Here is a 21500-nt window from a genome sequence, read left to right as displayed (position 1 = left end):
TAAAGTACAAGACAAAAAAAGTCGCTATCTTAATGAGACAACGACAGTCCGACTTGAGTATTGATTCTCGATCACATCGATTTTAGATCTTTTATTATCTTTTCGCTAACTTTTTAGTTTTAACTTTTCGTAAGCGAATTGATTCAGGGGTTACTTCAACTAATTCATCGGGGCCAATATATTCTAAAGCTCTTTCCAAACTCATCTCCACAGGAGTTTGCAACTGAACCAACTCATCTCCAGAAGCTGCCCGATGGTTAGTTAATTGTTTTGCTTTACAAACATTAAGGTCTAAATCCTGAGCCCGATTATGTTCACCCACAATCATGCCTTTATAGACTTTGGTGCCAGGAGTAATAAAGAATACTCCGCGATCTTCAGCATTTTTCAAGGCGTAGAAAGTGGCCGTTCCTTCCTCAAAAGCAATAATCACACCGTTGTAACGAGTTTCTAAATTGCCGCATAGAGGACGATATTCTAGGAAGCTATGGTTCATAATTCCTTCTCCACGAGAGATGCGAATAAATTCACCACGGAAACCAATTAAACCTCGTGCGGGAATAACAAATTCTAACTGAGTGCGCCCGACACTAGTTTGCATATCTTTCATTTCTCCCTTCCGCTGTCCTAAACGTTCGATGCAGCTACCCACCGCATCTTCAGGAACATCTAGCACCAAATACTCATAAGGTTCGCAGGGTTGTCCGTTAATTTCGCGGTAAATTACTTGAGGCTGAGATACTTGGAACTCATAACCTTCGCGTCGCATGGTTTCAATGAGAATCCCTAAATGAAGTTCCCCTCTTCCAGATACCAAGAATTTTTCAGTGGAGTCTCCATCTTCAATTCGCAGAGCGACATTGGTTTCTAATTCCCGATTAAAGCGATCGCGTATTTGTCTAGAAGTAACATAAGTCCCCTCTTGACCCGCAAAAGGAGAATTGTTGACAGAGAAAGTCATCTGTAAAGTAGGTTCATCTACTTTAATCAAAGGCAAAGCCTGAGGATCTTCAGGAGAAGTCAAGGTTTCCCCAATATTGGCATCAGCAAACCCTGCAACCGCAACAATATTTCCCGCACTAGCTTCTGGGACGTCAATTCGAGCCAAACCGTTGAATCCCATTAATTTAGAAACTTTAGATTTGACAATCTTGCCATCTTCTTTCATCAAAGCAACTTGTTGCCCTGCTTTAATTACTCCATTATGGACTCTGCCGATAATGATTCGACCGAGATAATCAGAATAATCTAAAGTTGTTACCTGCAATTGCAAAGGCTTTTCAGGGTCTCCTGCCGGTGGTGGAACATGATGGATGATAGCCTCAAACAGAGGTTTCATATCGACCTCTTCACCATCTATTTCGTCCTTGGCAAAGCCTGCTAAACCTGAGGCATAAAGAGTTGTAAAATCGCATTGGTCATCATCTGCGCCCAACTCGACAAATAAATCAAAGACTTTATCTACCGCTTGATCAGGGTCGGCACGGGGACGATCTATTTTATTAACGACCACGATCGGACGAAGCCCTTTTTCTAAAGCTTTTTTGAGGACGAAACGAGTTTGAGGCATCGGGCCTTCATTGGCATCTACGATGAGGATACAACCATCTACCATTCCCAATACTCGTTCTACCTCTCCACCAAAGTCTGCGTGGCCAGGAGTATCAACAATGTTGATTAGAGTATCTTGATAACGAACGGCGGTATTTTTGGAGAGAATAGTGATTCCCCGTTCTCGTTCTAGATCGTTGGAGTCCATGACACAATCTGGTACGTCTTCTCCTTCACGAAAAATACCCGATTGTTTCAGAAGTGCATCTACTAGAGTCGTTTTGCCGTGATCGACATGGGCAATGATTGCCAGATTGCGAATAGGAAGAGACATAAGATTGGTCTAAAGACTGATTAGTTTTGTTTCGTTTGCTACAAATTTCTTAACAATTATAACTCAGCTCTGGCTGATCACTACCTTTTCCAAAGATTATTCCGACAAAGATTAGTCTTGGACTTGAACAATTATCAAGTTTAAAGCTGATAACTATTGTCAAACAAGATGATTTTCTAAGGCTAATCTAACCAATTCAGCTCGATTATTAGTGTCAGTTTTACGTAACAAACGACTGACATATTTTTCAATAGTACGATGAGACAAATGAAGTTCTTTTCCTATATCTATATTAGAAAAACCTTGGGCTAATAGATTCAGGACTTCCTGCTCTCTATTGGTTAAGTTGAGTTTATCTGCTGCGAGACTAGTGTCTGTTTTGAGTTCTGGAATGATAGTTTGAGGCTTAGACTGTTGCTTTTGGATTGAAGAAAATAATTCTTGACTAATAATTTGCGATCGCTCTAACAGATTCCGAATGATCGCGCCCAACTCATTCATCTCAAAAGGCTTGGGTAAATAAATATCACAACCCGCTTGATAACCTTTGATGCGTTGCTCTATATCGGCATATTCGGTGAGAAAAATTACGGGTAAAAGTCTAAATTGAGGAAGTTGTCGAATTTGCTTAATCAACTGATAACCATTATGTTTAGGCATATTAATATCAGATATCACAAGATGAGGATGGTATTTCTCTAACAGAGATAATGCCTGTTCTCCATCCTCGGCAGCAACCACCGAGTAACCAGAAATCTCCAAATAATCATGAACTGCTAATCTAATTCCAGGATCATCTTCTGCAATCAGGATTAATAAAGGCATAAACTACGGTTTACCTGATTTAGTTTGATTTTGCTTAAAAGCCCACAAACAATAGAACTTCGAGCAATGTCCTTGCCATCATACACCTTATCTTAATAATTTTTTTATGTTTTTGAGCAGTTGGGAAATCAGGAGTCAGGACACGGAAATTTTTCCTCATCCCTCATCCCTCAGCCCTCATCCCTCATCCCTCATCCTTTACTTTTCTTTTTGCCAAGAAACTTTGAGACTATCAGGTTTACTAAAATCTCCTTCTAACAAAACATTGCGCTTATTTGCATGGAGATGACGGAGGATTTTGTAAATGACTTCGATGTCATTACTCGCTTGCGCTTTTTGAGCCAAATCCGCGATCGAAATTCCAGATGCGGTATGACTGAGTTCTTCAATCACCCGAGTCTGCAATTGCAGAACAGAGGCAGCTGCTTTTTTCCCAGCTTCAACCCCTGGTTGATGATAAGCATTGATATTAACCAAAGAAGCATAGAGACTAACGGCTCTCTCGTAAAGTGCAATCATGGCTCCGACAGTAATCTCGTTAACTTGAGAGATAGTAATTGTAACTGAGTCTCGTTGTTTTTCATTTAATGCTTCACGGGTGCCTAAAAGAAAACCAAGCAAATAGTCCCCTGAAGTGATACCTGGTTCAACTTCTACGGGCGCACCTTCTCGATCTTCTAAGACTTCAATGAAAGTGATGAAGAAATTATTTACCCCTTCTCTTAATTGTTGGACATAGGCATGTTGGTCAGTAGAACCTTTATTTCCATAAACAGCAATCCCTTGATTGACAATATTGCCATCTAAGTCTTTTTCTTTACCTAAAGACTCCATAATCAACTGTTGAAGATAGCGACTAAAGAGTAGCAAACTATCTTTATAGGGCAAAATAACCATATCCTTGTCACCCTTACCATTGCCAGAACAATACCAAGCCATAGCAAGCAAAGCAGCAGGATTATTTTTGAGATCGGGTGTACGGGTCAGAGCATCCATCATTTTTGCTCCTTTAAGCATTCCTCGAACATAAATTCCCTGGAGAGCTGCTGCGGCCAACCCTACGGCGGACAATTCAGAAGTGCGACCGCCAACCCAATCCCTCATGGGAAATGTTGCCAGCCAACCTTCTCTCTCTGCGATCGCCTCTAATTTACTAGATTTACCGGTAATCGCAAAAGCATGGGCGGCAAAATCTAAACCATGATCCTCATAAACTTTTTTCACTTCCAACATCCCGTTGCGAGTTTCGGGAGTGCCGCCTGATTTGGAAATTACTGAGACGAGAGTAGTCGGTAAGCGATCGCCAATTTCTTCAATTACCCTGTCAATTCCTTTAGGGTCAGTATTATCTAGAAAATGAATCTGAAGAGGTGCATCTACTTTAGCCAAAGCTTGAGCCACAAATTGAGGCCCCAATGCAGAGCCCCCAATACCGATCGAAAGAATATCAGTAAATTTCCCGCCACTGGGGGGATGGATAATGCCACTGTGAACCTTGTCTTTAAAATCAATTATTTTATTTTGGGTTTCGATAATATCTCGTCTGAGTTCCTCTGTGGGAGCTAAGTCAGGATCTCGTAACCAATAATGCCCCACCATCCGCTGTTCATCGGGATTTGCGATCGCACCACCTTCTAAAGCTTCTAGATCTTTAAACGCCTTGTCAAACTTCGGTTTCATTTTGTTGACAAAGGCATCATCAAAACTCATCCGACTGACATCTAGATAGAATCCCAATTCTTCGTTGTAATATAGCCAGTCTTGATAGTGTTCCCAAAGTTGAGCATTATCCATAGATTTTTTGCCTTGTGCATCTTATTCACCTTCAAGTTTAATTTACGGCATCTTTGGCACTCTTGAGCTTTAGCTTTTCTATAAATTCGCCATTGAGCTGACTTTTGTAAGGGAAAAGGGCCTTTTTGTGGGGGAGAAGGGCCCTTCGCCCCTACTGTTAACTGTCGAGATCCCCTTCCATAACGGTCGCGATCGCCTGACCCGTGTTTTCTTGAAACTCTTTGATATCAATGCGATTTAATATAATCACAGCAACAATCATGCCCAACGCCTGAAGCGCAAATACTGAACCATAGGCAATCAGAGGAATAGTAAAAATAGCGCGGGTAATGTCAAGGACAATACCTCCGATGAGAGTAGCAAAAGCCCTTGACATTGCTTGAGCCAGGCCCCAAGCCCCAATAAAAGTACCCGCAGTTTCTGCTAGGGTAAAATCGAGCATCAGACTAATACTGCCAATGGTTGCCATACCTGCGGCGGCACCAAACAGAACCACGGCCAACCTGAGAATATTTTCTTCTTGCGTCAAACCAGAAAGAATAATCAAACCGAAACTCGCCGCAACTAAAAGGCAACCCATCCTCGTCGTTAATTTTTTGCCCAAACGAGGAGCAATTAAAAACCCTGTCAAACTATAACCAATTAAAATCCCGACACCCCAATTGGCATTAAGCTGTGTTGTATCGGCGATCGACATCCCAAAAACCTCGCCACCATAGGGTTCTAATACCGCTTCCTGCATAAATAAACTAATGGTTATTAAACATAGAAAAGAGAAAAAGATCCCAGTTTGCCGACTGGAGGTCAAAACTTTTAAGGATTCAGATAAAGTGATACTATCTTCTCTCGTTTCATTATTATTGCGATCGCTAAATCGAGAATATTTCTTTTCCACACCCCAAGTAGCAATCAAAGTCAAAGCAATCACTACAAAAGGAACAATAGCAAAAATGGAATTAATTGGAGCTTGTAAATTTTCTAGAGGAATTTGACCCGCCTCAATACCACCTGGGTTAATTCTTTTCAGTAGAATACTGCCACTAATTCCACCAATCACAATACCTACCATCAACATCGACCAAACAATCGCTACCAGTTTAGAACGATTTTCGGTGTCTGAAATATCGACTAATAATGCCGTAAAAGGAGTAGAGCTAGCGCTCACCGCCAAACCGTAAATAACCATAATCAGACCTAAGATGCTCGCCCAGCCAATAGTTGGGAGATCCCAGCTCCAGCCTCCATTATCTCTGGTGATCGCACCCAATTGCCAGACTGCTTGAACTGCTAGGAAAACAGCAAAGCTAAAGATTACGGCTCCCAATCGAATGTAGCCTGTACGATATCGCCCAAAAAGCGGTTTGGAATCAGATAATTGTCCAAACCAAACTCTAGCTGGTGCGATAAATTGGGACAAAGCTAAAACTCCTGCGGTGATGGTTGCAGGAATCCCCAACTCACTAATCATGACTCGATTGAGAACTGCTAAAGTGAGCACTGCCATCAATCCCAAGGCCATATTAAATAACCCAAGACGAAAGATAGTTAGAAGTCCCACTTCTCGTTTCGGCGATCGATTAATTTCGGGATAATCGTTTATTGTCATTTATCGTTTAAATTTTAGAGATAATAAAGATACACAGTTGCTCCAGTGAGATTGTACTGTGTATTCTTCATTCTGCTAATATTTCTTCTTGGTTTAAAGTATTTGAATAGATGCTGTTTTTCTAGGTACTAAATAAACTAAATAGTCCTCTTCTTGAGAGTTAGCTTGTTCTAATAATTTTTGAAGATTTTCACTATGGGCAATTAGACCATCGGCATTATACGCTACATATTGGTTTTTGTAAGAATCTAACAATTGTCGGCGATTATGATTGAGCCATTGCAGCATGCGATGGTGTTTTTCATTATCTTGCTTCTCTTGATTTTTCATAATTTTACCTCGCCAGTCTTGCAATTATGCCATCCTTATTTTCCCCTTTTTCCTTTCTCCCATGCCAACTAGATAAGCAATTTTATGCAACCATTTCCCTAGCACTTGTTACAAATTACAAAAAGTTCCACTCCAAATTCATCAGCTTCAATTTTTATCGGCAAACCACTAAATTTAGAACTAGCAAATAAATCCTCTAATTGTTCAATAGAGCGATAGGTAAAATTCCATTCTAAAATATGTTTTAATAACGGGCGATCTGGATTATACGTATTAAAATTACCTAAAATTACAGTACCTTCCGGTAGAAGATGATCATAAATCCAATCTAAAATTACTACAAACTCTTGATCTTTAAGATAATTCCCCATAGTCAAACTGTAAATCATTTGTTGAGGAGGAATACTAATATTACTAGAACCTTGAGCTAGCAGAAAAATATTATCTTGAATAAAAGTGATATGGTCATCAAATTCTAATTTGCGGGATAAATTAGCAGCATAGGCTAAACGTTGGTGATTCGTATCAATACAAGTGACATGAACATGAGGAGGGTTCGCATGGAGATAAAGGTCTAAAATTTCATTAGCTGAACCGCTAGCAATACTTGTTACTGGCATGGGATGCTTATGAGCCCAATGGGTAGACAGCTCTTTAACTGTTTTAGCTATTATGCTGCCGCGATTTTTGAGCGCTAAGCAAGTAGGAATTGAGCGAATCCAACGGTCTATATAAATTCCTAGATGTCCATCACCTTCAGGTTCATTTTGAGATAGGACTTCTGTAATATAAGAGTCATTATGATAGCTACGAGACTTGCGGAAAGCCAAATCGACAAAACTGCTAAGCATCAAAAAAGGAAAGGTTTCTCGAAATAAATAAGTTCCGATCGCATTTTCTTGTTCGGAGTTATCTATAATCTGTTCTCGCATGGCATTAATCACCATTTTGCAGACTCGATTTACAACTTCTTGAGCCGATTCTTCTTCGATCTTTTTGAGTCGTAAATTCCTTTCGACTTCCAATAAATTTTGTTTGAATAATTCGACTTCCCCAATCAATTCGGGGGGGATATTGTCATGTCCTTGATAACCTGTTCGTTTTGATTCATAATCGAGATCGCAACCAAATCTTTTCATTAAACAAGATACTAAAGAAGAAGTAGCTCGCAACCTATTAGAAAGATTGTAGGCCAAAGACTGGTAAAAACGATTGGATAATTCAGTACTAGACTTCAATAAAGAATCAAGAACAGTTTTCGTGATAATAAAAACTTCTACTTCTGTTTCTGCAATAATTTGTGCACTAGTGGCTACTTCCCCCAAAAAAGACATCTCGCCAAAGATTTCCCCTGGTTGTAAAAATGCGATCGCAAATCCCATTCCCGAGGTAGCTCTTTCTACTTTTAGCAATCCTTGCTTCAGAATATAAATTGACTGACAAGCACAACCTTCCTGCAAGATAACATCATCTTTGTCATAAATAACAACCTCAGCTTTATCGATCAACAAACTATAATCATCACTAGTAAGATATTTTAAGCCACTATTCATAATTGATAGCTCACAAGCTAATAGTTAATATTTTCAAAACCCTAATGTTCAAACTCGCGCGTTCCCTTGCGCCTTTCGGCAGCGCGGGGTCGCTCGTCAATGTTTATTGTTTACAAGCTAAATCTAGTCTGCTTGCGGGGTTTTGAAATAATGATGTTAATTTATGCTTTCTTTGCTCGGGTGATTCTAAGGCCATATTCCAGAGACTTTCATAAAAGAAAAAAGATACTCCAGCAAAATTTCTTTGTCTAGTCATACCCACTTGCTGTCGAATCCTACTAAATAAGACATTACGACCTTTTAAGCCTGATAAAATACCAATGCTTACAGGAATATGTTCTTTCGCCGCAATAATTTCCGGTTGGGTTATTTCGTTAATAAAACTATGAATACTCTTACGATATATTTGCACAATCAATTCTTCGATCAATCCTTTGCGTTCCCAAGTTTGCCAGTCTAGGAGAAATGATCTGAGGGAAAAGTCTTGAGGATTGGGAGAGAGGGAAATAATTGCTTGAGGTTTAGCCTGCTTAATTGCGAGAAATAATTCTTCTACATAATCCGTTATCTTATCGGCTCGCCACTGAATCCATTGGGGGTCTTTGGCATTTTTAGGCGGTGATTGCCCGTCATGTTCTTGCTGATAAAGAGCCACCGTATAATCGTCGTAACCTAGCTCAGAAGGATAGCCAAAATGATCATCTAACTGGATTCCGTCCACATCATAATTATCAACAATTTCGACAATCAAATCTGTGATAAACTTCTGGACTTCCGGGTGTAAAGGGTTGAGCCAAACTCGTTTATGGACTTTGCCCTCTAGCCAAATAGTTGAGCCATCTGCTCTTGTGGTTAACCATTCAGGATGCAGCTTGGCCAATTCTGAATCGGCAGGAGCCATAAAGCCAAACTCAAACCAGGGAATCACTGCCATACTCTTTTGATGTCCCTGATCAATTATTTCTTGTAACACATCTCTTCCTTGCAAGCCTTCTGTGGGGTCTAATGCGATACCAGTGGTTTTTTCGGCGACAGGAGAAGGATATAGAGTATAACCCCAATTCCAAACTGTGGGATAAAGAGTATTGAAATTTAATGCGGCCAAATCTGCGATCGCATTAGTGGTATTCTCGGCGGAGAATAAAACATCACTATCTACATTGGTCAACCAAACTCCTCTTACTTCTTGATCCAGATTACAATCAGCTACCCGAGCCGATGTGATATTACTTGTTTTTATCAATTCTGGTTGCTCAAAAGTAAAACCAGGAGCAGTTGTTGCGAGAATAAAAGCAAAGAGAAAAAGAAAAATAATCCAGGACTTAGCACCATGTTGCTTGCTAAAATCTACCAACTTATCTGCATAGGTATCGTAGAACTTACTAATGCGATGTTTCATTTGTTATTGAGATAACTTATTAGATATGATTTTGTTCAGTGCCAGAAAATAATGCGATTATAGCTTCTTCCTTCAAATAGATGTTACTTTCGGTACGAAGCTGACTGAATTATCTCCCAAAAATTATTACTCAATATTAATCAATGTATATTCGTCCCGCAATAGAAGAAGATTTAAAAGCAATTGTTGAGATTTATAATTCTACAATTGATTCTCGCGTTGCCACAGCAGATACTAGACCGATTGAAGTGGAGAGTCGTTTATCCTGGTTTCACGATCGCGATGTAACTTGTCGTCCTATTTGGGTTGTAGATATTAATCCCAAGATTGCTCAATCAGAGGTGACGGGAATTGAAAAATTGGGAGATCGCAAAATAGTCAATTTATTCGCCAGGCGATCGCAAAAGCCAGTCGTCGCTTGGTTAAGCTTCAATGATTTCTATGGGCGGCCTGCATATAAGTACACGGCAGAGATCAGTCTCTATGTCGCGAAAGATTATCGAGGGCAGGGCATTGCTGATGGATTAGTCAAAAAAGCGATCACAGAATGTCCTAAACTACGAATCAAAAGTTTATTAGCTTTTGTTTTTGGTCACAATATTCCCAGCGTCCAATTATTTGCCAAGCATGGGTTCACTCGCTGGGGGTTATTGCCCCAAGTAGCAGAGATGGACAAACAGGAAAGAGATTTATTGATTTTGGGGCGTCGAATCAAAGCACCTTCAGTCGTCGAAGGAAGTTTTAACCGAAGAGCGGGAGATCCAAAGGAATAAAAGATCACAAGCAACAGCAATTGTAGCGATCGCCTTATAAGTAGATCAAATCTAGTAATTTTGCTGCGCTTGAATCCTAAGCACCGTATGGGGCGAAGACACATATAGGACTACACAATTTGGTCAGGACATTAGTAAACGTTCAAGCCTATGACTCTTGACTCTTGACTCTTGACTCTTGACTCTTGACTTGCACGTAGCGCTATCTCTACTATTCCGACTCGACAATTCCGAGTTCAATCAAAGAAGTCATCCCAGAAACTAATAACTCTTTAGTCTTTTTCGGCAATTTTTTGATGTAGTATTCAGCCCGACTAGCCGCCGATCTATCACCAATTTCAGCAGTGAAAACCAATTTCAAAGGATGACGGGACCTCGTGTATTTTGTTGACTGCGATTTGCCCGATTGATGCGCAGCAAAACGCTGAGCAACATTGTTAGAAATCCCGGTATAAAGAGAGCGATCGCTACAACGAATCATATAAACAGACCAGATGGAATTTCTAATTACGGCTCACCTCATGCTTAACAGGAAATTCTTAACTTGGAAAAATAGCCGCGATCGCAGCGTCTAAACTCTCTTTCATCACAATTTTATTCTCATAGACAACAATTACCCTCGCCAAAGTAGGAACACTATTTTCTTCTGCTTCGAGATAAAGCGGCTCTACATACAAAAGAGACTGTTCTATCGGAATAACTAGCAAATTACCCTGAATAGCACTAGACCCATCTCGATTCCAGAGGGAAATTTGCTGAGAAATCACAGGATTTTGGTTGATTAAAGCTTCGATTTGATTGGGTCCATAAACCAATTTTTGCTTAGGAAAAGTATAAAGCAAAAGCCGGCCATATTTCTGACCATCTGAGCGGGCTGCCAACCAGGCAATCAAGTTGGGACGCGCAGTCGGAGTGTAGCCTTGCAATAGGATAAATTCTTCCTCTCGGGCGCTTGGCAATCTCATTATCAAATAATAGGGTGCCACAGGACGCGCTTCAGCAGCATAAATTTCCTGAGGAATTTCCCATTGATCTTCTCGGTTATAAAAAACCTGAGGATCAGTCATATGATAAGCCAATAACCTTTCAGAAAGAATGCTAAATAAATCCTCTGGATAACGAATATGTTTGTGTAAGGCTTCGGGCATTTGTCCTAGAATTTTAAATAATTGGGGAAATACCTTACTCCAAGTCAAAACTATCGGATCAGCAAGCTCTGCCACATAGAAATTCACATCCCCGTTATAAGCATCAATGACAACTTTGACCGAGTTGCGAATATAGTTAAACCTGTTTTCTCCTGGATCGGAGTAGGGATAGCGATCGCTAGTTGTATAGGCATCCAAAATCCAGTAAAGATGACTGGGTTTAGCGCCTTCAGGTTCATCCCCCGTGTCAACAACCACTAAATAGGGATCGTCATCGTAACGCAACCAAGGCGCAATATATTTAACTCTTTCGACAATGTCTCTGCGGAATAACAATTTTGTTTTCGGGGTGAAATTTTGCGTAAACAGCATTTGCCAATCCTTGAGATACTCAGCAAATAGCAAGCGCAAACCATAACCACCGATGGGAATACCTCCTGCACCCTGATAAACCGTGTAGACATTTTCCTCACCACTAGGAAAATCTAATTCCCGAGACTTAGTGTTGGTCATAATATAGGTATCAGTGAGCTCCCCATAATAGATCCGTGGATTTTCTACGGGAATACTATTGCGAATAGCCTCACTAGAAAGATTAAGCCCTCCTTCCTCCGTGCCAATATCCTTAACAAAATAATCAGGCAATCCCGCCCTGTCCACTTGGTTCACTGGAGAGAGGGTAAATCCATAACCATGAGTGTAAACCAAATGTTCATTAACCCAGGTTTTCGCCCGATCTGGCACCGCACTATAGTCTAATTCCCTAGCCGCAATAATAACTTGTTGTTTATTGCTTTCTCGATCATCTTCCAACACATAGCGATCGATATCTGCGTCGGGAAATTGATAATAGAGGCGAATCTGTTGCAATTGACGATTGGTTTGCAAAATAGGACGAGTATCCCATAAACGAATATTTTCAATAGTTAAATGATTTTTGCGAATATCCGCGGCGGTTAATCTTCCTTGAGGATTGAATGTTTCGGTTTCAATATCGTCTAAACCAAAAGCATTTCTCGTCATCGTGATACTACGCGTGATATATTCTGTCTCTTTATTCAATTCATTGGGCAAAACTATGAAGCGCTGCACCAGGGAACTAGTTGTATAACCAGCAATCAGAATAAAAAGATAAAGAAATAAAGGGATTAAAGCCAAAAGAATTTTGCGTTTTTTCCTAATTGCGCCCTTGATCTTTTTATAGCCACTAAAACTATTGATAAATAGCCAAACAGCAATGATGCTGGCAACCAAACATAAAGCAGTTTCCAAAGGTAATTTGACATGGACAGTCGTAAATCCTGCACCATAAACAACCCCGCTGGGATAATACAATAAGTCATAGCGATTTAACCAATGATGCCAGGAAAGAGAAAGCATCAAGAAACCGCCCAAAATTGAGAGATGACGAATTTGAAAGCGAGAAAAGCCAGGAAATCTACCTTCAGCTAAACTATTTCCCGATAATAAATAATAAAGAAAAATACTAATTAAACCATAGCCAAACAGACCATTAAAGCAGATATCACATAAATCGTAGATAGGCAAATTAAAGATATAAAAACTGATCTCCTCACCAAATTGAGGATCTGCTTCATAAAATAATGTTGGCTGCAAAAATTGCAAAAATAATGTCCAATTTCCAGCCATTATTAAACTGAAAACAAAGCTCAAAAAAGCTGCTAAAAAAATTAGCGACCAGTTAGTTCTGGCGATAACAAAAAATACAATAAGACTAACAAAAACTACCACCCATAAATAGGGCGTCAAATCCTTGAGGGGACTAGTTGCAAAAGTCTCCAATAACTTATCCCAAGTCCAATCAAGACCAAAACCTCTTTGCCAAATGACAAGGGCAAAATTAGTATAATAAACCACCAAAAAAGCCAGAGTGACACTAAATACCACCGTCAACGGGAGCAATAAAGATAGATTAAAAACTGACTTGGTTTCTGTTTTAGTCTTAACTTGAAAGCGGGGAATTGAATACTCTTCAAAAAGCCTGGGCTTAATTTTATAACTATTGGCTGGAGGTTCTTCCCCTCTGAGGTACGGGATACTTCTTTTGACCCATCCATCATCATTCAACCATTGCCAACGATAACGACTGGCGATCAACAAATTACCCCACAGAAATACGCAAGAAATTCCTGCAGTAATTGTCCCCAACAAGAACTGCGTGCGCCATTTTTTAAGCAATACGGACAGATAATTTAATTCCTGAAACCAAAGATAATCCGCGACAATCTTGGCTGTCAGGTCAAAAATTAACCACAAACCTAAAAAAACAGCGATCGCAATTAAAATCTTTCGCGAAAAACGACTCATGTTTAAGGGATGAGGGATGAGGGATGAGGGATGAGGGATAAGGAAGGGAAAAGCAAATGAAGATTAACTGATGACTGATAACTGCTAACTGATTTAGCGATCTACAGATCCCATGATCACGTCGATGCTACCGAGAATTGCCATGATATCTGCGACCTTAACCCCTTTAAGTAAATGAGGCAAAATCTGCAAATTATTAAAATCAGGGGCACGAATCTTCCATCGCCAAGGAAAGACATTATCATTGCCAACAATAAAGATACCTAATTCTCCCTTGCCACTTTCGAGGCGAACATAATGTTCTCCTGTAGGAATTTTAAAAGTGGGGGCAACTTTTTTCGCTATATATTGATAGTCAAAATCATTCCACTGCGACTTACGTCCTTCTTCGAGCCTTTTCGCCTCCAAATTTTCATAAGGGCCTCCAGGAATCCCTTTAAGTGCCTGCCGCAGAATCTTCACCGATTCCCGCATTTCTTTAACTCTGACCAGATAACGAGCGTAACAATCCCCTACGGTTTCCCATTGGATGTCCCAATCAAAATCGTCGTAGCATTCGTAGTGATCTACTTTCCGTAAATCCCACTTCACTCCTGAGCCCCTTAGCATTGGCCCAGAAAGACCCCAGTTAATCGCCTCATCACGAGTAATCGTACCAATTCCTTCCACACGACGCCGGAAAATGGGATTATTAGTGATTAACTTCTCATATTCATCAATTTTAGGATCGAAGTAATCACAGAAGTCTTCGCATTTATCAATCCAACCATAGGGTAAATCTACGGCAACCCCACCAATACGAAAATAATTGTTATTGATTAATCTCTGTCCTGTGGCCGCCTCCCAAAGATCGTAAATTAGTTCTCGTTCGCGAAATATGTAGAAAAAGGGCGTAGTTGCCCCCACATCGGCCAAAAATGGCCCCAACCAGAGCAAATGGTTAGCAATGCGGTTCAACTCCAGCATAATCACTCGAATGTATTGAGCCCTTTTGGGGACTTCAATCCCAGCCAGTTTTTCTGGTGCATTAACGGTGATTGCTTCATTAAACATCCCTGCTGCATAGTCCCAACGACTTACATAGGGTACGTACATTACATTAGTACGACTTTCTGCAATTTTCTCCATGCCTCGGTGAAGATAGCCAATGACTGGTTCACAGTCGATAACATCTTCTCCATCAAGCGTGACAATGAGGCGTAAAACGCCGTGCATTGAGGGATGGTGAGGCCCCATGTTGATAACCATGGGCTCGGTTCTAGTTTCTATTTGTGCCATATGATAAGCCTTGTCCCCTCAAACAAAAATTTCGATCAAACCTGATTGTTTTATTGTCGCTCTCTATCTTATAGCAGTTCTCATCCTAGTGAGGTATCGAATACTCTGTTAAGAGTTAGACTTCAGGTAAATTCTTTATCCTCTTTGGTTTTCAATCTTGCCTGAAAAAAATAGAGATGTTTTTCTAAACACCTCTATCTCGACTAACTCAATATGAAATATTTTGGACAACTAGAACTTGAAGGTAGTTCTGATTACCCCAACATAAGCTGCATCATTACTATCATCGTGATCTGGGTTAGTTACAACATAAACACCAGGAGTCACAATGATGTTTTTATTAACGGGATACTTGTAAAACAGCTCAATAATATAGGAAGAATCCTCATCTTCGGTAACACCATCACCATCGGTTAGTTTGGGAGGTAAACCGCCAGCAACGGCTAAGACACTGCCTTCTTTCATTAGATCAAGAAATGCAATATTAGCACTCCAAGTCCAGATGTCTGCACTACCGTCACCACCTCGTTCGCTGGCATCAGCATAAGCTCCGGTAGCTGCGATCGCAACTCTGTCGCCAAATTGATAATTAGCGCCTAACCCAAAACGATTAGTTGAAGTGTCAACCCGACCAAAAGGTCGCTTCGCATTGCCACTGACCGTACTGCCAGAAATATTTACATCATCTCCAGTTTCAAAAGTCCGAATATAGGCAAAATTAATCTCGAAGTTATCTGTCGGAGAAGCTACTAACTGAGCACCAGCACTAAAAGAACCATTGAAGATCCCTTCACCCAAAGAAGGATCAGCACCATCGTTACTAGTACTTAAGTAAGATGCATTAAAGGTGAACAAGTCGCTTAGTTTGACATTAGTACCCAAACCAGTACCTTGTACAGGACGGAATATGAGAGGGTTCCGAATATGGAAGCGGGATAAGGCCCCAGCACCAGTGCTTTTGAGATAAGGATTGCCAACGTTCAAGATGTTGTGAGTTCCGATGGAATTACCCGCCAGCCAGACTCTTACTTTATCTCCTACCGGAAAGCGATAGTACAAATCGTCGATCCTGATATCGTTAGAATTTCCGCCTTGATCAAAACCCAGACGAGTCGAGTCTGTCCCTGTGATACCAGCTTTGAAGCCTTGAGTATTTCCCGCTTGGAGACGAGTCCGTAAGATGTCTTTTCCAGTGAAACTAGTGTTGAAGTTTAGGCGAACGCGATCGCTAAAGGTGAATTGAGAATCAATATCGTCGCCAAAAGTATTACCCAAAGTGAAGATAACTTCCCCTTTTAGCTTAGTCGTCGTCGAAAATTGATGGTCTTCTAGGAAAGCCACCCGACCTTCTAAGCTATCGACTCTGCCATTGAGTGTCGCGAGTTCGGCCTCAAACTCTTGAAGCAGCTTATTGATTGTTTCAATATCCTCTCTCAGTAGAGCTTCAGAAGAAGCAATCAGACGTTCTATTTGATTTAAGCAAGCGTTTAGGCCCGCAGCAAATTCATAACGACTTAAAGCTTGATTGCCTCTATAGGTTTGATCAGGATAACCAACAATACAACCATAGCGATCTACCAAACTGCGTAACGCCTCATAAGCCCAATCCGCAGGAGAAACATCTCTTAATTGGTTAACATTAGTCACCTGAGACATCGCATCTTCCGCAGTTTCCTCATAGCCGCTATAGCCATCGATCTGCTCTAAAGTCCCATCAACAGGAGACTCATTACTCGCAACAGTCTGAGCCATAGTTGCATTGCTAACGAGCAAAGAACCTGCAACAACAACAGGAGCAGCTTTCAAAGCCCTCCAAAATAATCTAGACATAATTTAACTGATCCTCACACCTAAAAGATTAACTTAGTTGAAACCCTTAGATATCTAATAAAATAAGACTTTCAAATACATTATTAATAAACCTTTCAGTTTATGTCCATCCAGTATATTTCACAGAAAAAAAATGGCAAGAGGGAAAACACTGTTGTTTTGTAAAGTTTATTGTTAATCTTCTTGTGAGAAGGCTTAATTAATTAGGTGATGCAATCGCAGATCATGGGGATTACCCAAATATGAAATAAGAAAAGCTAATAACTGATAACTTATTCCTTATAGCCCATAACAAAAATATCTTAATTATTTTGAGCTAGCTTGGGGGTTCTTCCTTTTAATCCTGCCATTAATTGCAAAGCAAATATTTTTAGTGGTCTCAGATTACTCATTAGCCATAAACCTAGGCGCCGAATAATTACAATCGGCAGCCAATCATTAGAAAAGAAACGATCCAGAAAATCAGTGAATCCCAAAATAGCTAGGTTTTCTTGTTTACGCCAAGTTTCGTATTTTTTGAGAACTGATAAGCTACCAATATCTTGTCCTTGATCATGAGCCGCAATCAATATTTGAGCAAGACTAGCAGCATCTCGAATCCCAAGATTTAAACCCTGTCCTCCCACAGGATGACAGCAATGGGCCGCATCACCAATTAAAGCTAATCTAGATTGGACATAGCGATCGCATTGCATTAGTTGCACAGGAAAAATAACGCGATCGCTAATCAATGTTAAATCCCCCAAAGATCCTTGGGTGTAATGTGTAAGTTCTTCGAGGAACTCTTCTTCACTCAAGGCTTGTAGCTTCTTCGCTCGCTCATGGGGATTAGTCCAAACGATTTGGCAACGATTTCCCGGCAAAGGTAAAACTCCCATCGGCCCTGTAGACCAAAATCGCTCAAAAGCCGTATCATTTTGTGCTGCGGTATGTTTGATCGTAAAAGCAACACAAGATTGCCAATATTTCCAGCCACGAGTCGTAATCTTGGCCAAGGAACGCAGATGGGAACGAACTCCATCAGCACCAATAACTAATTTTGCCTCGATCAAATGCTCTGTCTCTTGCGTCCTGACCGATACCTGAGCAATCTGCTCTTGATAGATAACATTAGTAACTTCTCCAGGGCATAACCAATCAATATTAGGGCAATCAGCAAGATATTTTTGCAAGGCGGTCGAGACAACATTATGCTGAGCAACATAACCTAGATAATCAGTATTCAAATCTGTTGTTTCAAACTGGACTGTCTGGGAAAAATCGCTATCTGATAGTCTAATGCGTTTAAATTTTCCAATATGGGGAACAATGTCCTGCCATACGCCAATTCCCTCATAAATCCGACTCGAAAGCAAGGAAAAGGCATAGGCTTGAGTTCTCGCCGCAGCAACCGCTAAGGGCTTGGCTTCAATAATAATTACTTTGAGTCCCGAGTTTTTCAAAATAGCAGCTAGCGTAATACCGACAATCCCACCACCTGCGATCGCAATATCATAACTAGTCATGGCTTGATTATTGTGAGATTTTGATGTCATGCTTTTATTAAAAGTTTTTAAGCAAAGATTAAAATTTTATTTGATATTATTGTGACACAGAACAATAACCCAAGACTTTGAGACAATCTAAAAGTAATTGCCAATTCAAAGTTCCAAATTATCTTCTTATTTTACTTTATTTGCCCGAATTATTATGAAAATATATCCTTGGCTGAGTATTCCTGTTCTTACATTATCTTGTCTTGCCGTCGTTCCGGCGATCGCAGGCCCCTTTGATCGACCTGACTTTTTCGAGAGAGGACGCAGAGAGTTTGAAGAAGAAATTCGTAGATTTGACCAGCAGAGTGAAACCAATACATCACCTTCCTTGACTGTTGATGAGGCAGCTCTACCATGGTCACGAGTTGTAGTTAATTCAGTCGGATTTACGGCCATGCTCCCTTCTGGAGCATTAACTAACGAAGTTGAGGTCGTTGAATCGCCCAATGGAGATATTAACTTCGATATTATTGCCAGTCATCCACCATCTTCTCGTTATGTAATTGCTTACTCAGAAGAGGTCACACCCGAAAGAGTTGCCAATAGTCAAGAAGTATTAGAGAAATCGCGTGATTATATTATTGAGAATAAGATTGATTTAAATAAAGTTGCTGATGATGACATTACTTTTGACAAGCATCCAGGCAGAGAATTTAAGCTGCAAAACAAAGACGAAACGATTATCTATCGTCTCTTACTGGTTGAACAACGGCTCTATATCTTGGCGGTTAGTCAACATAGTGATGCCATTTCCGAGAAATCAGTTGCGACCTTCTTCGACTCTTTCGAGCTGATTGATTAGTTGGGGGAAAAGGTTTTAGGTGTTAGGTGTTAGGTTTTAGGTAATCCCAAACTGTGTTCATATACTTAGGTGATTTCTGAGAAAGAACACACCATTGACGTAGGGGCGATTCGCGAATCGTCCTTACAGATTATCGATAAATCTGATCAAAACCTGGTACAAATATTTTGAGAAATCGCCTTAAAACCATCCTTAATACCCTTTGCGCCTTTGCCCAGAACACGAAGCTGGGTAAACGTCTTTGCGCGAGATATAAAAGTACACTTTAAAACACAACTTAGTATAAATATCGAATTCACGCTTTACAAGTCTCCGCAATTAATATCTTGAGACCAGATATTTGGAGAAATTCTTTGGCTGTTTGCTGCTACTAATTCGACTTTGCCTCTTTGATTGATGATCCAACTTTGTGATTCAACAATAGGCTTTACCTTGGCAGTTTTTTGCTCCTGACCTGGCTTGGAACTGGTGGTTTCTGCCTGAATCTCTCCCCCCTTGATTTGATCATGGGTCAATCTTCTAGTGTCTTGCCAAACAGTTCTGCCTCTTAAATAAGAACTGGGATTTTCTGGTAATCCTCCCGATCCTGTAACGGTAAAGCTATTGCTTTCTGGAACTGGGCAACTGCTGACGATAATAGCTTCAGGAGTAGATAATTTGTCAGGAAAATATACTGTCCCCAACTTTTCATCCGATTCACTAAGGTTAATTTCGACGATACCATCAACACCAAACTTAGAACTGGCAGTAATTTCACTATCTAGGTCGAAGAAAATTCCCTGAGCGTTAATCTGAATATTTCCTCCATCCCCAAAAACGGCATCAGCTCTGATAGCACTACCATTTTCCCCAATGATAAAACCGCTGTTCTCAATCAAAATATTACCGCCGCCCCCCGTACTATCGAGAACACTTGTACTAATTAAACTATTGTTATCTAAAAATAAAGAATCTGTAACTAAATCAATATCCCCACCACCAGTCTGAGTAGAAGTAGCAGTAATCCGACCTTCATCAAGCTTTAAAGTGTCAGATGCGATCGCGATATTACCTGCTTGACCTAATCCGGTACTATTCGCAGAAACTTGAGCTTGGTTATTTAAGTTAAATTCCTCCTGTACCGCGATCGCAATGCTTCCGCCATCCCCCGTTGCAGTAGTACTACTACTAAAGCTTGCTCTATTACTAAGATTCAGATTATCGGTATTTACTTGAATTGATCCACCATTGCCTGCACCTGAAGTATCGGCAGTTACTTGAGCGCCATTTGTAGCAGTGATTGTCTGACTGTTCAGCACAATATTGCCGCCACCACCAGCAAAAGTTGCAGCATTGATACTAGAAGCAGTGTCCGCATCCACGCCATCGAGTGCAATAGTTTGAGCATTAATATTAATATTTCCAGCCATCCCAGTTCCTGGTGGCACGGCAGAATTACTACTTAAGAAATTACTCGCACTAACAGTTGCACCATCTTTAATGATTAATTGGTCTGTTGCAATATCCAGATTGCCCCCATTCCCATCACCAAAAACCGCACTAGAGAATAGACCACTGCTACCACCCCCTTCAGCGATCAAATTACCTGTCAATTCTATTGATTCTGATGCTGTCACTTGAAGATTTCCAGCCGAACCGAAGCCCCCAGTAGCAACCGAAATTTGCGCTCCATCAGATACTGTTAAATTATCAGTGGTCACCGCCACATTCCCACTATTACCCATAACTCCTGGATTAACTACGGTAAAGACCCCACTGGGTCGATTCGCGATCGCAGAATATCCATTCAGATTAATTTCACTAGCAGTAATAGAGACATTTCCGCCATCCCCAGTACCCAAGACAAGAGAGTTAATCTGAGTTCCATCATTCAGGCTCAAGCTATCAGTCTCAATCGTGATATCCCCACCAACTCCTGTTGCTCCTTGTCGAACAGACGCAGCAATTGAACTCGGTCTTTCCAAGGGGGCAGGATTAGTCAATACTATCGAATTAGCTTTGATTTTTATATTTCCTGCTCTTCCAGTTCCACTTACTGTAGAACCAATCTCTGCCCCATCTATTAGAGCCAAACTACCAGTGTCAATATTGACATTTCCTCCATCGCCATTGGCAAAAGTATTACTAAACAAACCACTAGGGGTCCCATTGGGAGAAGTTGCGTTGAGTTCAATATCTTGTGCTGCAATATTAAAATCCCCTGCTGTACTACCACTTACTGTTAACGTAAAAGCCTGAGCCCCACCTGCTACTAACAAGCTATCGGCCGCCAGATTAATATCTCCCCCATCACCGGTTGCTCCTGGCACAATCGGCGCAAAAAGACCACTCGAACCAGCGACTCGCGAACCGCCAATTAATTCTACTCGCTCCGCATTGACGCTTAATGTCCCTCCATCTCCACTGCCAAACAC

15 protein-coding genes are annotated in these 21500 nt (G+C 40.7%); 2 read left to right on the top strand and 13 right to left on the bottom strand.

Annotated features, from left to right (window positions below; all coding sequences use genetic code 11):
- Window positions 1–94: 94 nt before the first annotated feature.
- The 7 genes from typA to XEN7305_RS14755 form a co-directional block, all read right to left on the bottom strand.
- Complete coding sequence (gene typA, locus XEN7305_RS14785; protein WP_006510268.1) at window positions 95–1885, bottom strand: translational GTPase TypA; 1791 nt, start codon at window positions 1883–1885, stop codon at window positions 95–97.
- Between the two features lie 159 nt (window positions 1886–2044).
- Window positions 2045–2710, bottom strand: coding sequence for a response regulator transcription factor (locus XEN7305_RS14780; protein WP_006510267.1), 666 nt, complete (start codon window positions 2708–2710; stop codon window positions 2045–2047).
- Window positions 2711–2908: 198 nt separating this feature from the next.
- Entirely contained in the window at window positions 2909–4504 is a 1596-nt protein-coding gene (locus XEN7305_RS14775) for a glucose-6-phosphate isomerase (protein WP_006510266.1), read from the bottom strand.
- 157 nt (window positions 4505–4661) lie between these two features.
- A complete protein-coding gene (locus XEN7305_RS14770; RefSeq protein WP_006510265.1) occupies window positions 4662–6110 on the bottom strand; it encodes a BCD family MFS transporter in 1449 nt (482 codons plus the stop codon).
- A 93-nt stretch (window positions 6111–6203) separates the two neighbouring features.
- Entirely contained in the window at window positions 6204–6440 is a 237-nt protein-coding gene (locus XEN7305_RS14765; RefSeq protein ID WP_006510264.1) for a DUF5678 domain-containing protein, read from the bottom strand.
- Window positions 6441–6538: 98 nt separating this feature from the next.
- Complete coding sequence (locus XEN7305_RS14760; protein WP_006510263.1) at window positions 6539–7993, bottom strand: cyclic nucleotide-binding domain-containing protein; 1455 nt, start codon at window positions 7991–7993, stop codon at window positions 6539–6541.
- Window positions 7994–8096: 103 nt separating this feature from the next.
- Window positions 8097–9392, bottom strand: coding sequence for a glycoside hydrolase family 10 protein (locus XEN7305_RS14755; protein ID WP_006510262.1), 1296 nt, complete (start codon window positions 9390–9392; stop codon window positions 8097–8099).
- Between the two features lie 143 nt (window positions 9393–9535).
- Between XEN7305_RS14755 and XEN7305_RS14750 the strand changes: the two genes are divergently transcribed.
- On the top strand, window positions 9536–10165 hold the full coding sequence (locus tag XEN7305_RS14750) for a GNAT family N-acetyltransferase (RefSeq protein WP_006510261.1): 630 nt from the start codon (window positions 9536–9538) through the stop codon (window positions 10163–10165).
- 211 nt (window positions 10166–10376) lie between these two features.
- Here the strand turns inward: XEN7305_RS14750 and XEN7305_RS14745 are convergent, their stop codons facing one another.
- From XEN7305_RS14745 to XEN7305_RS14725, 5 genes are all read right to left on the bottom strand, one after another.
- Window positions 10377–10646 carry a GIY-YIG nuclease family protein gene (locus tag XEN7305_RS14745; RefSeq protein ID WP_006510260.1) on the bottom strand — a complete coding sequence of 90 codons (270 nt, stop codon included), beginning with the start codon at window positions 10644–10646 and terminating at the stop codon, window positions 10377–10379.
- A gap of 58 nt (window positions 10647–10704) precedes the next feature.
- Entirely contained in the window at window positions 10705–13641 is a 2937-nt protein-coding gene (locus tag XEN7305_RS14740) for a UPF0182 family protein (protein ID WP_006510259.1), read from the bottom strand.
- A gap of 93 nt (window positions 13642–13734) precedes the next feature.
- A complete protein-coding gene (locus XEN7305_RS14735) occupies window positions 13735–14919 on the bottom strand; it encodes an NAD(P)H-quinone oxidoreductase subunit H (RefSeq protein ID WP_006510258.1) in 1185 nt (394 codons plus the stop codon).
- A gap of 231 nt (window positions 14920–15150) precedes the next feature.
- Window positions 15151–16749: an iron uptake porin gene (locus tag XEN7305_RS14730; RefSeq protein ID WP_006510257.1), complete on the bottom strand. Its 1599-nt coding sequence runs from the start codon at window positions 16747–16749 to the stop codon at window positions 15151–15153.
- 302 nt (window positions 16750–17051) lie between these two features.
- Window positions 17052–18284 (bottom strand): FAD-dependent hydroxylase, encoded by a 1233-nt coding sequence (locus XEN7305_RS14725; RefSeq protein ID WP_006510256.1) that lies wholly within the window; start codon window positions 18282–18284, stop codon window positions 17052–17054.
- Between the two features lie 154 nt (window positions 18285–18438).
- Between XEN7305_RS14725 and XEN7305_RS14720 the strand changes: the two genes are divergently transcribed.
- On the top strand, window positions 18439–19086 hold the full coding sequence (locus tag XEN7305_RS14720) for a hypothetical protein (protein ID WP_006510255.1): 648 nt from the start codon (window positions 18439–18441) through the stop codon (window positions 19084–19086).
- A 302-nt stretch (window positions 19087–19388) separates the two neighbouring features.
- Here XEN7305_RS14720 and XEN7305_RS14715 read toward each other — a convergent pair.
- The coding region (locus XEN7305_RS14715) for an S-layer family protein (RefSeq protein ID WP_193788913.1) at window positions 19389–21500 on the bottom strand (2112 nt) is incomplete at its 5' end.

Origin of the sequence: Xenococcus sp. PCC 7305 (genome assembly GCF_000332055.1) — a bacterium.
Classification (GTDB): domain Bacteria; phylum Cyanobacteriota; class Cyanobacteriia; order Cyanobacteriales; family Xenococcaceae; genus Xenococcus.
Note: the sequence above shows the minus strand (reverse complement) of the source record. Positions and strands in the feature narration are given on the sequence as shown.

What these genes read in the sequence shown, in the direction of transcription:
- XEN7305_RS14755 (WP_006510262.1), bottom strand. Translation starts at nt 9,392, where the DNA reads ATGAAACATCGCATTAGTAAGTTCTACGATACCTATGCAGATAAGTTG.
- XEN7305_RS14780 (WP_006510267.1), bottom strand. Translation starts at nt 2,710, where the DNA reads ATGCCTTTATTAATCCTGATTGCAGAAGATGATCCTGGAATTAGATTA.
- XEN7305_RS14725 (WP_006510256.1), bottom strand. Translation starts at nt 18,284, where the DNA reads ATGACATCAAAATCTCACAATAATCAAGCCATGACTAGTTATGATATT.
- typA (WP_006510268.1), bottom strand. Translation starts at nt 1,885, where the DNA reads ATGTCTCTTCCTATTCGCAATCTGGCAATCATTGCCCATGTCGATCAC.
- XEN7305_RS14765 (WP_006510264.1), bottom strand. Translation starts at nt 6,440, where the DNA reads ATGAAAAATCAAGAGAAGCAAGATAATGAAAAACACCATCGCATGCTG.
- XEN7305_RS14720 (WP_006510255.1), top strand. Translation starts at nt 18,439, where the DNA reads ATGAAAATATATCCTTGGCTGAGTATTCCTGTTCTTACATTATCTTGT.
- XEN7305_RS14775 (WP_006510266.1), bottom strand. Translation starts at nt 4,504, where the DNA reads ATGGATAATGCTCAACTTTGGGAACACTATCAAGACTGGCTATATTAC.
- XEN7305_RS14730 (WP_006510257.1), bottom strand. Translation starts at nt 16,749, where the DNA reads ATGTCTAGATTATTTTGGAGGGCTTTGAAAGCTGCTCCTGTTGTTGTT.
- XEN7305_RS14750 (WP_006510261.1), top strand. Translation starts at nt 9,536, where the DNA reads ATGTATATTCGTCCCGCAATAGAAGAAGATTTAAAAGCAATTGTTGAG.
- XEN7305_RS14745 (WP_006510260.1), bottom strand. Translation starts at nt 10,646, where the DNA reads ATGATTCGTTGTAGCGATCGCTCTCTTTATACCGGGATTTCTAACAAT.
- XEN7305_RS14760 (WP_006510263.1), bottom strand. Translation starts at nt 7,993, where the DNA reads ATGAATAGTGGCTTAAAATATCTTACTAGTGATGATTATAGTTTGTTG.
- XEN7305_RS14770 (WP_006510265.1), bottom strand. Translation starts at nt 6,110, where the DNA reads ATGACAATAAACGATTATCCCGAAATTAATCGATCGCCGAAACGAGAA.
- XEN7305_RS14740 (WP_006510259.1), bottom strand. Translation starts at nt 13,641, where the DNA reads ATGAGTCGTTTTTCGCGAAAGATTTTAATTGCGATCGCTGTTTTTTTA.
- XEN7305_RS14735 (WP_006510258.1), bottom strand. Translation starts at nt 14,919, where the DNA reads ATGGCACAAATAGAAACTAGAACCGAGCCCATGGTTATCAACATGGGG.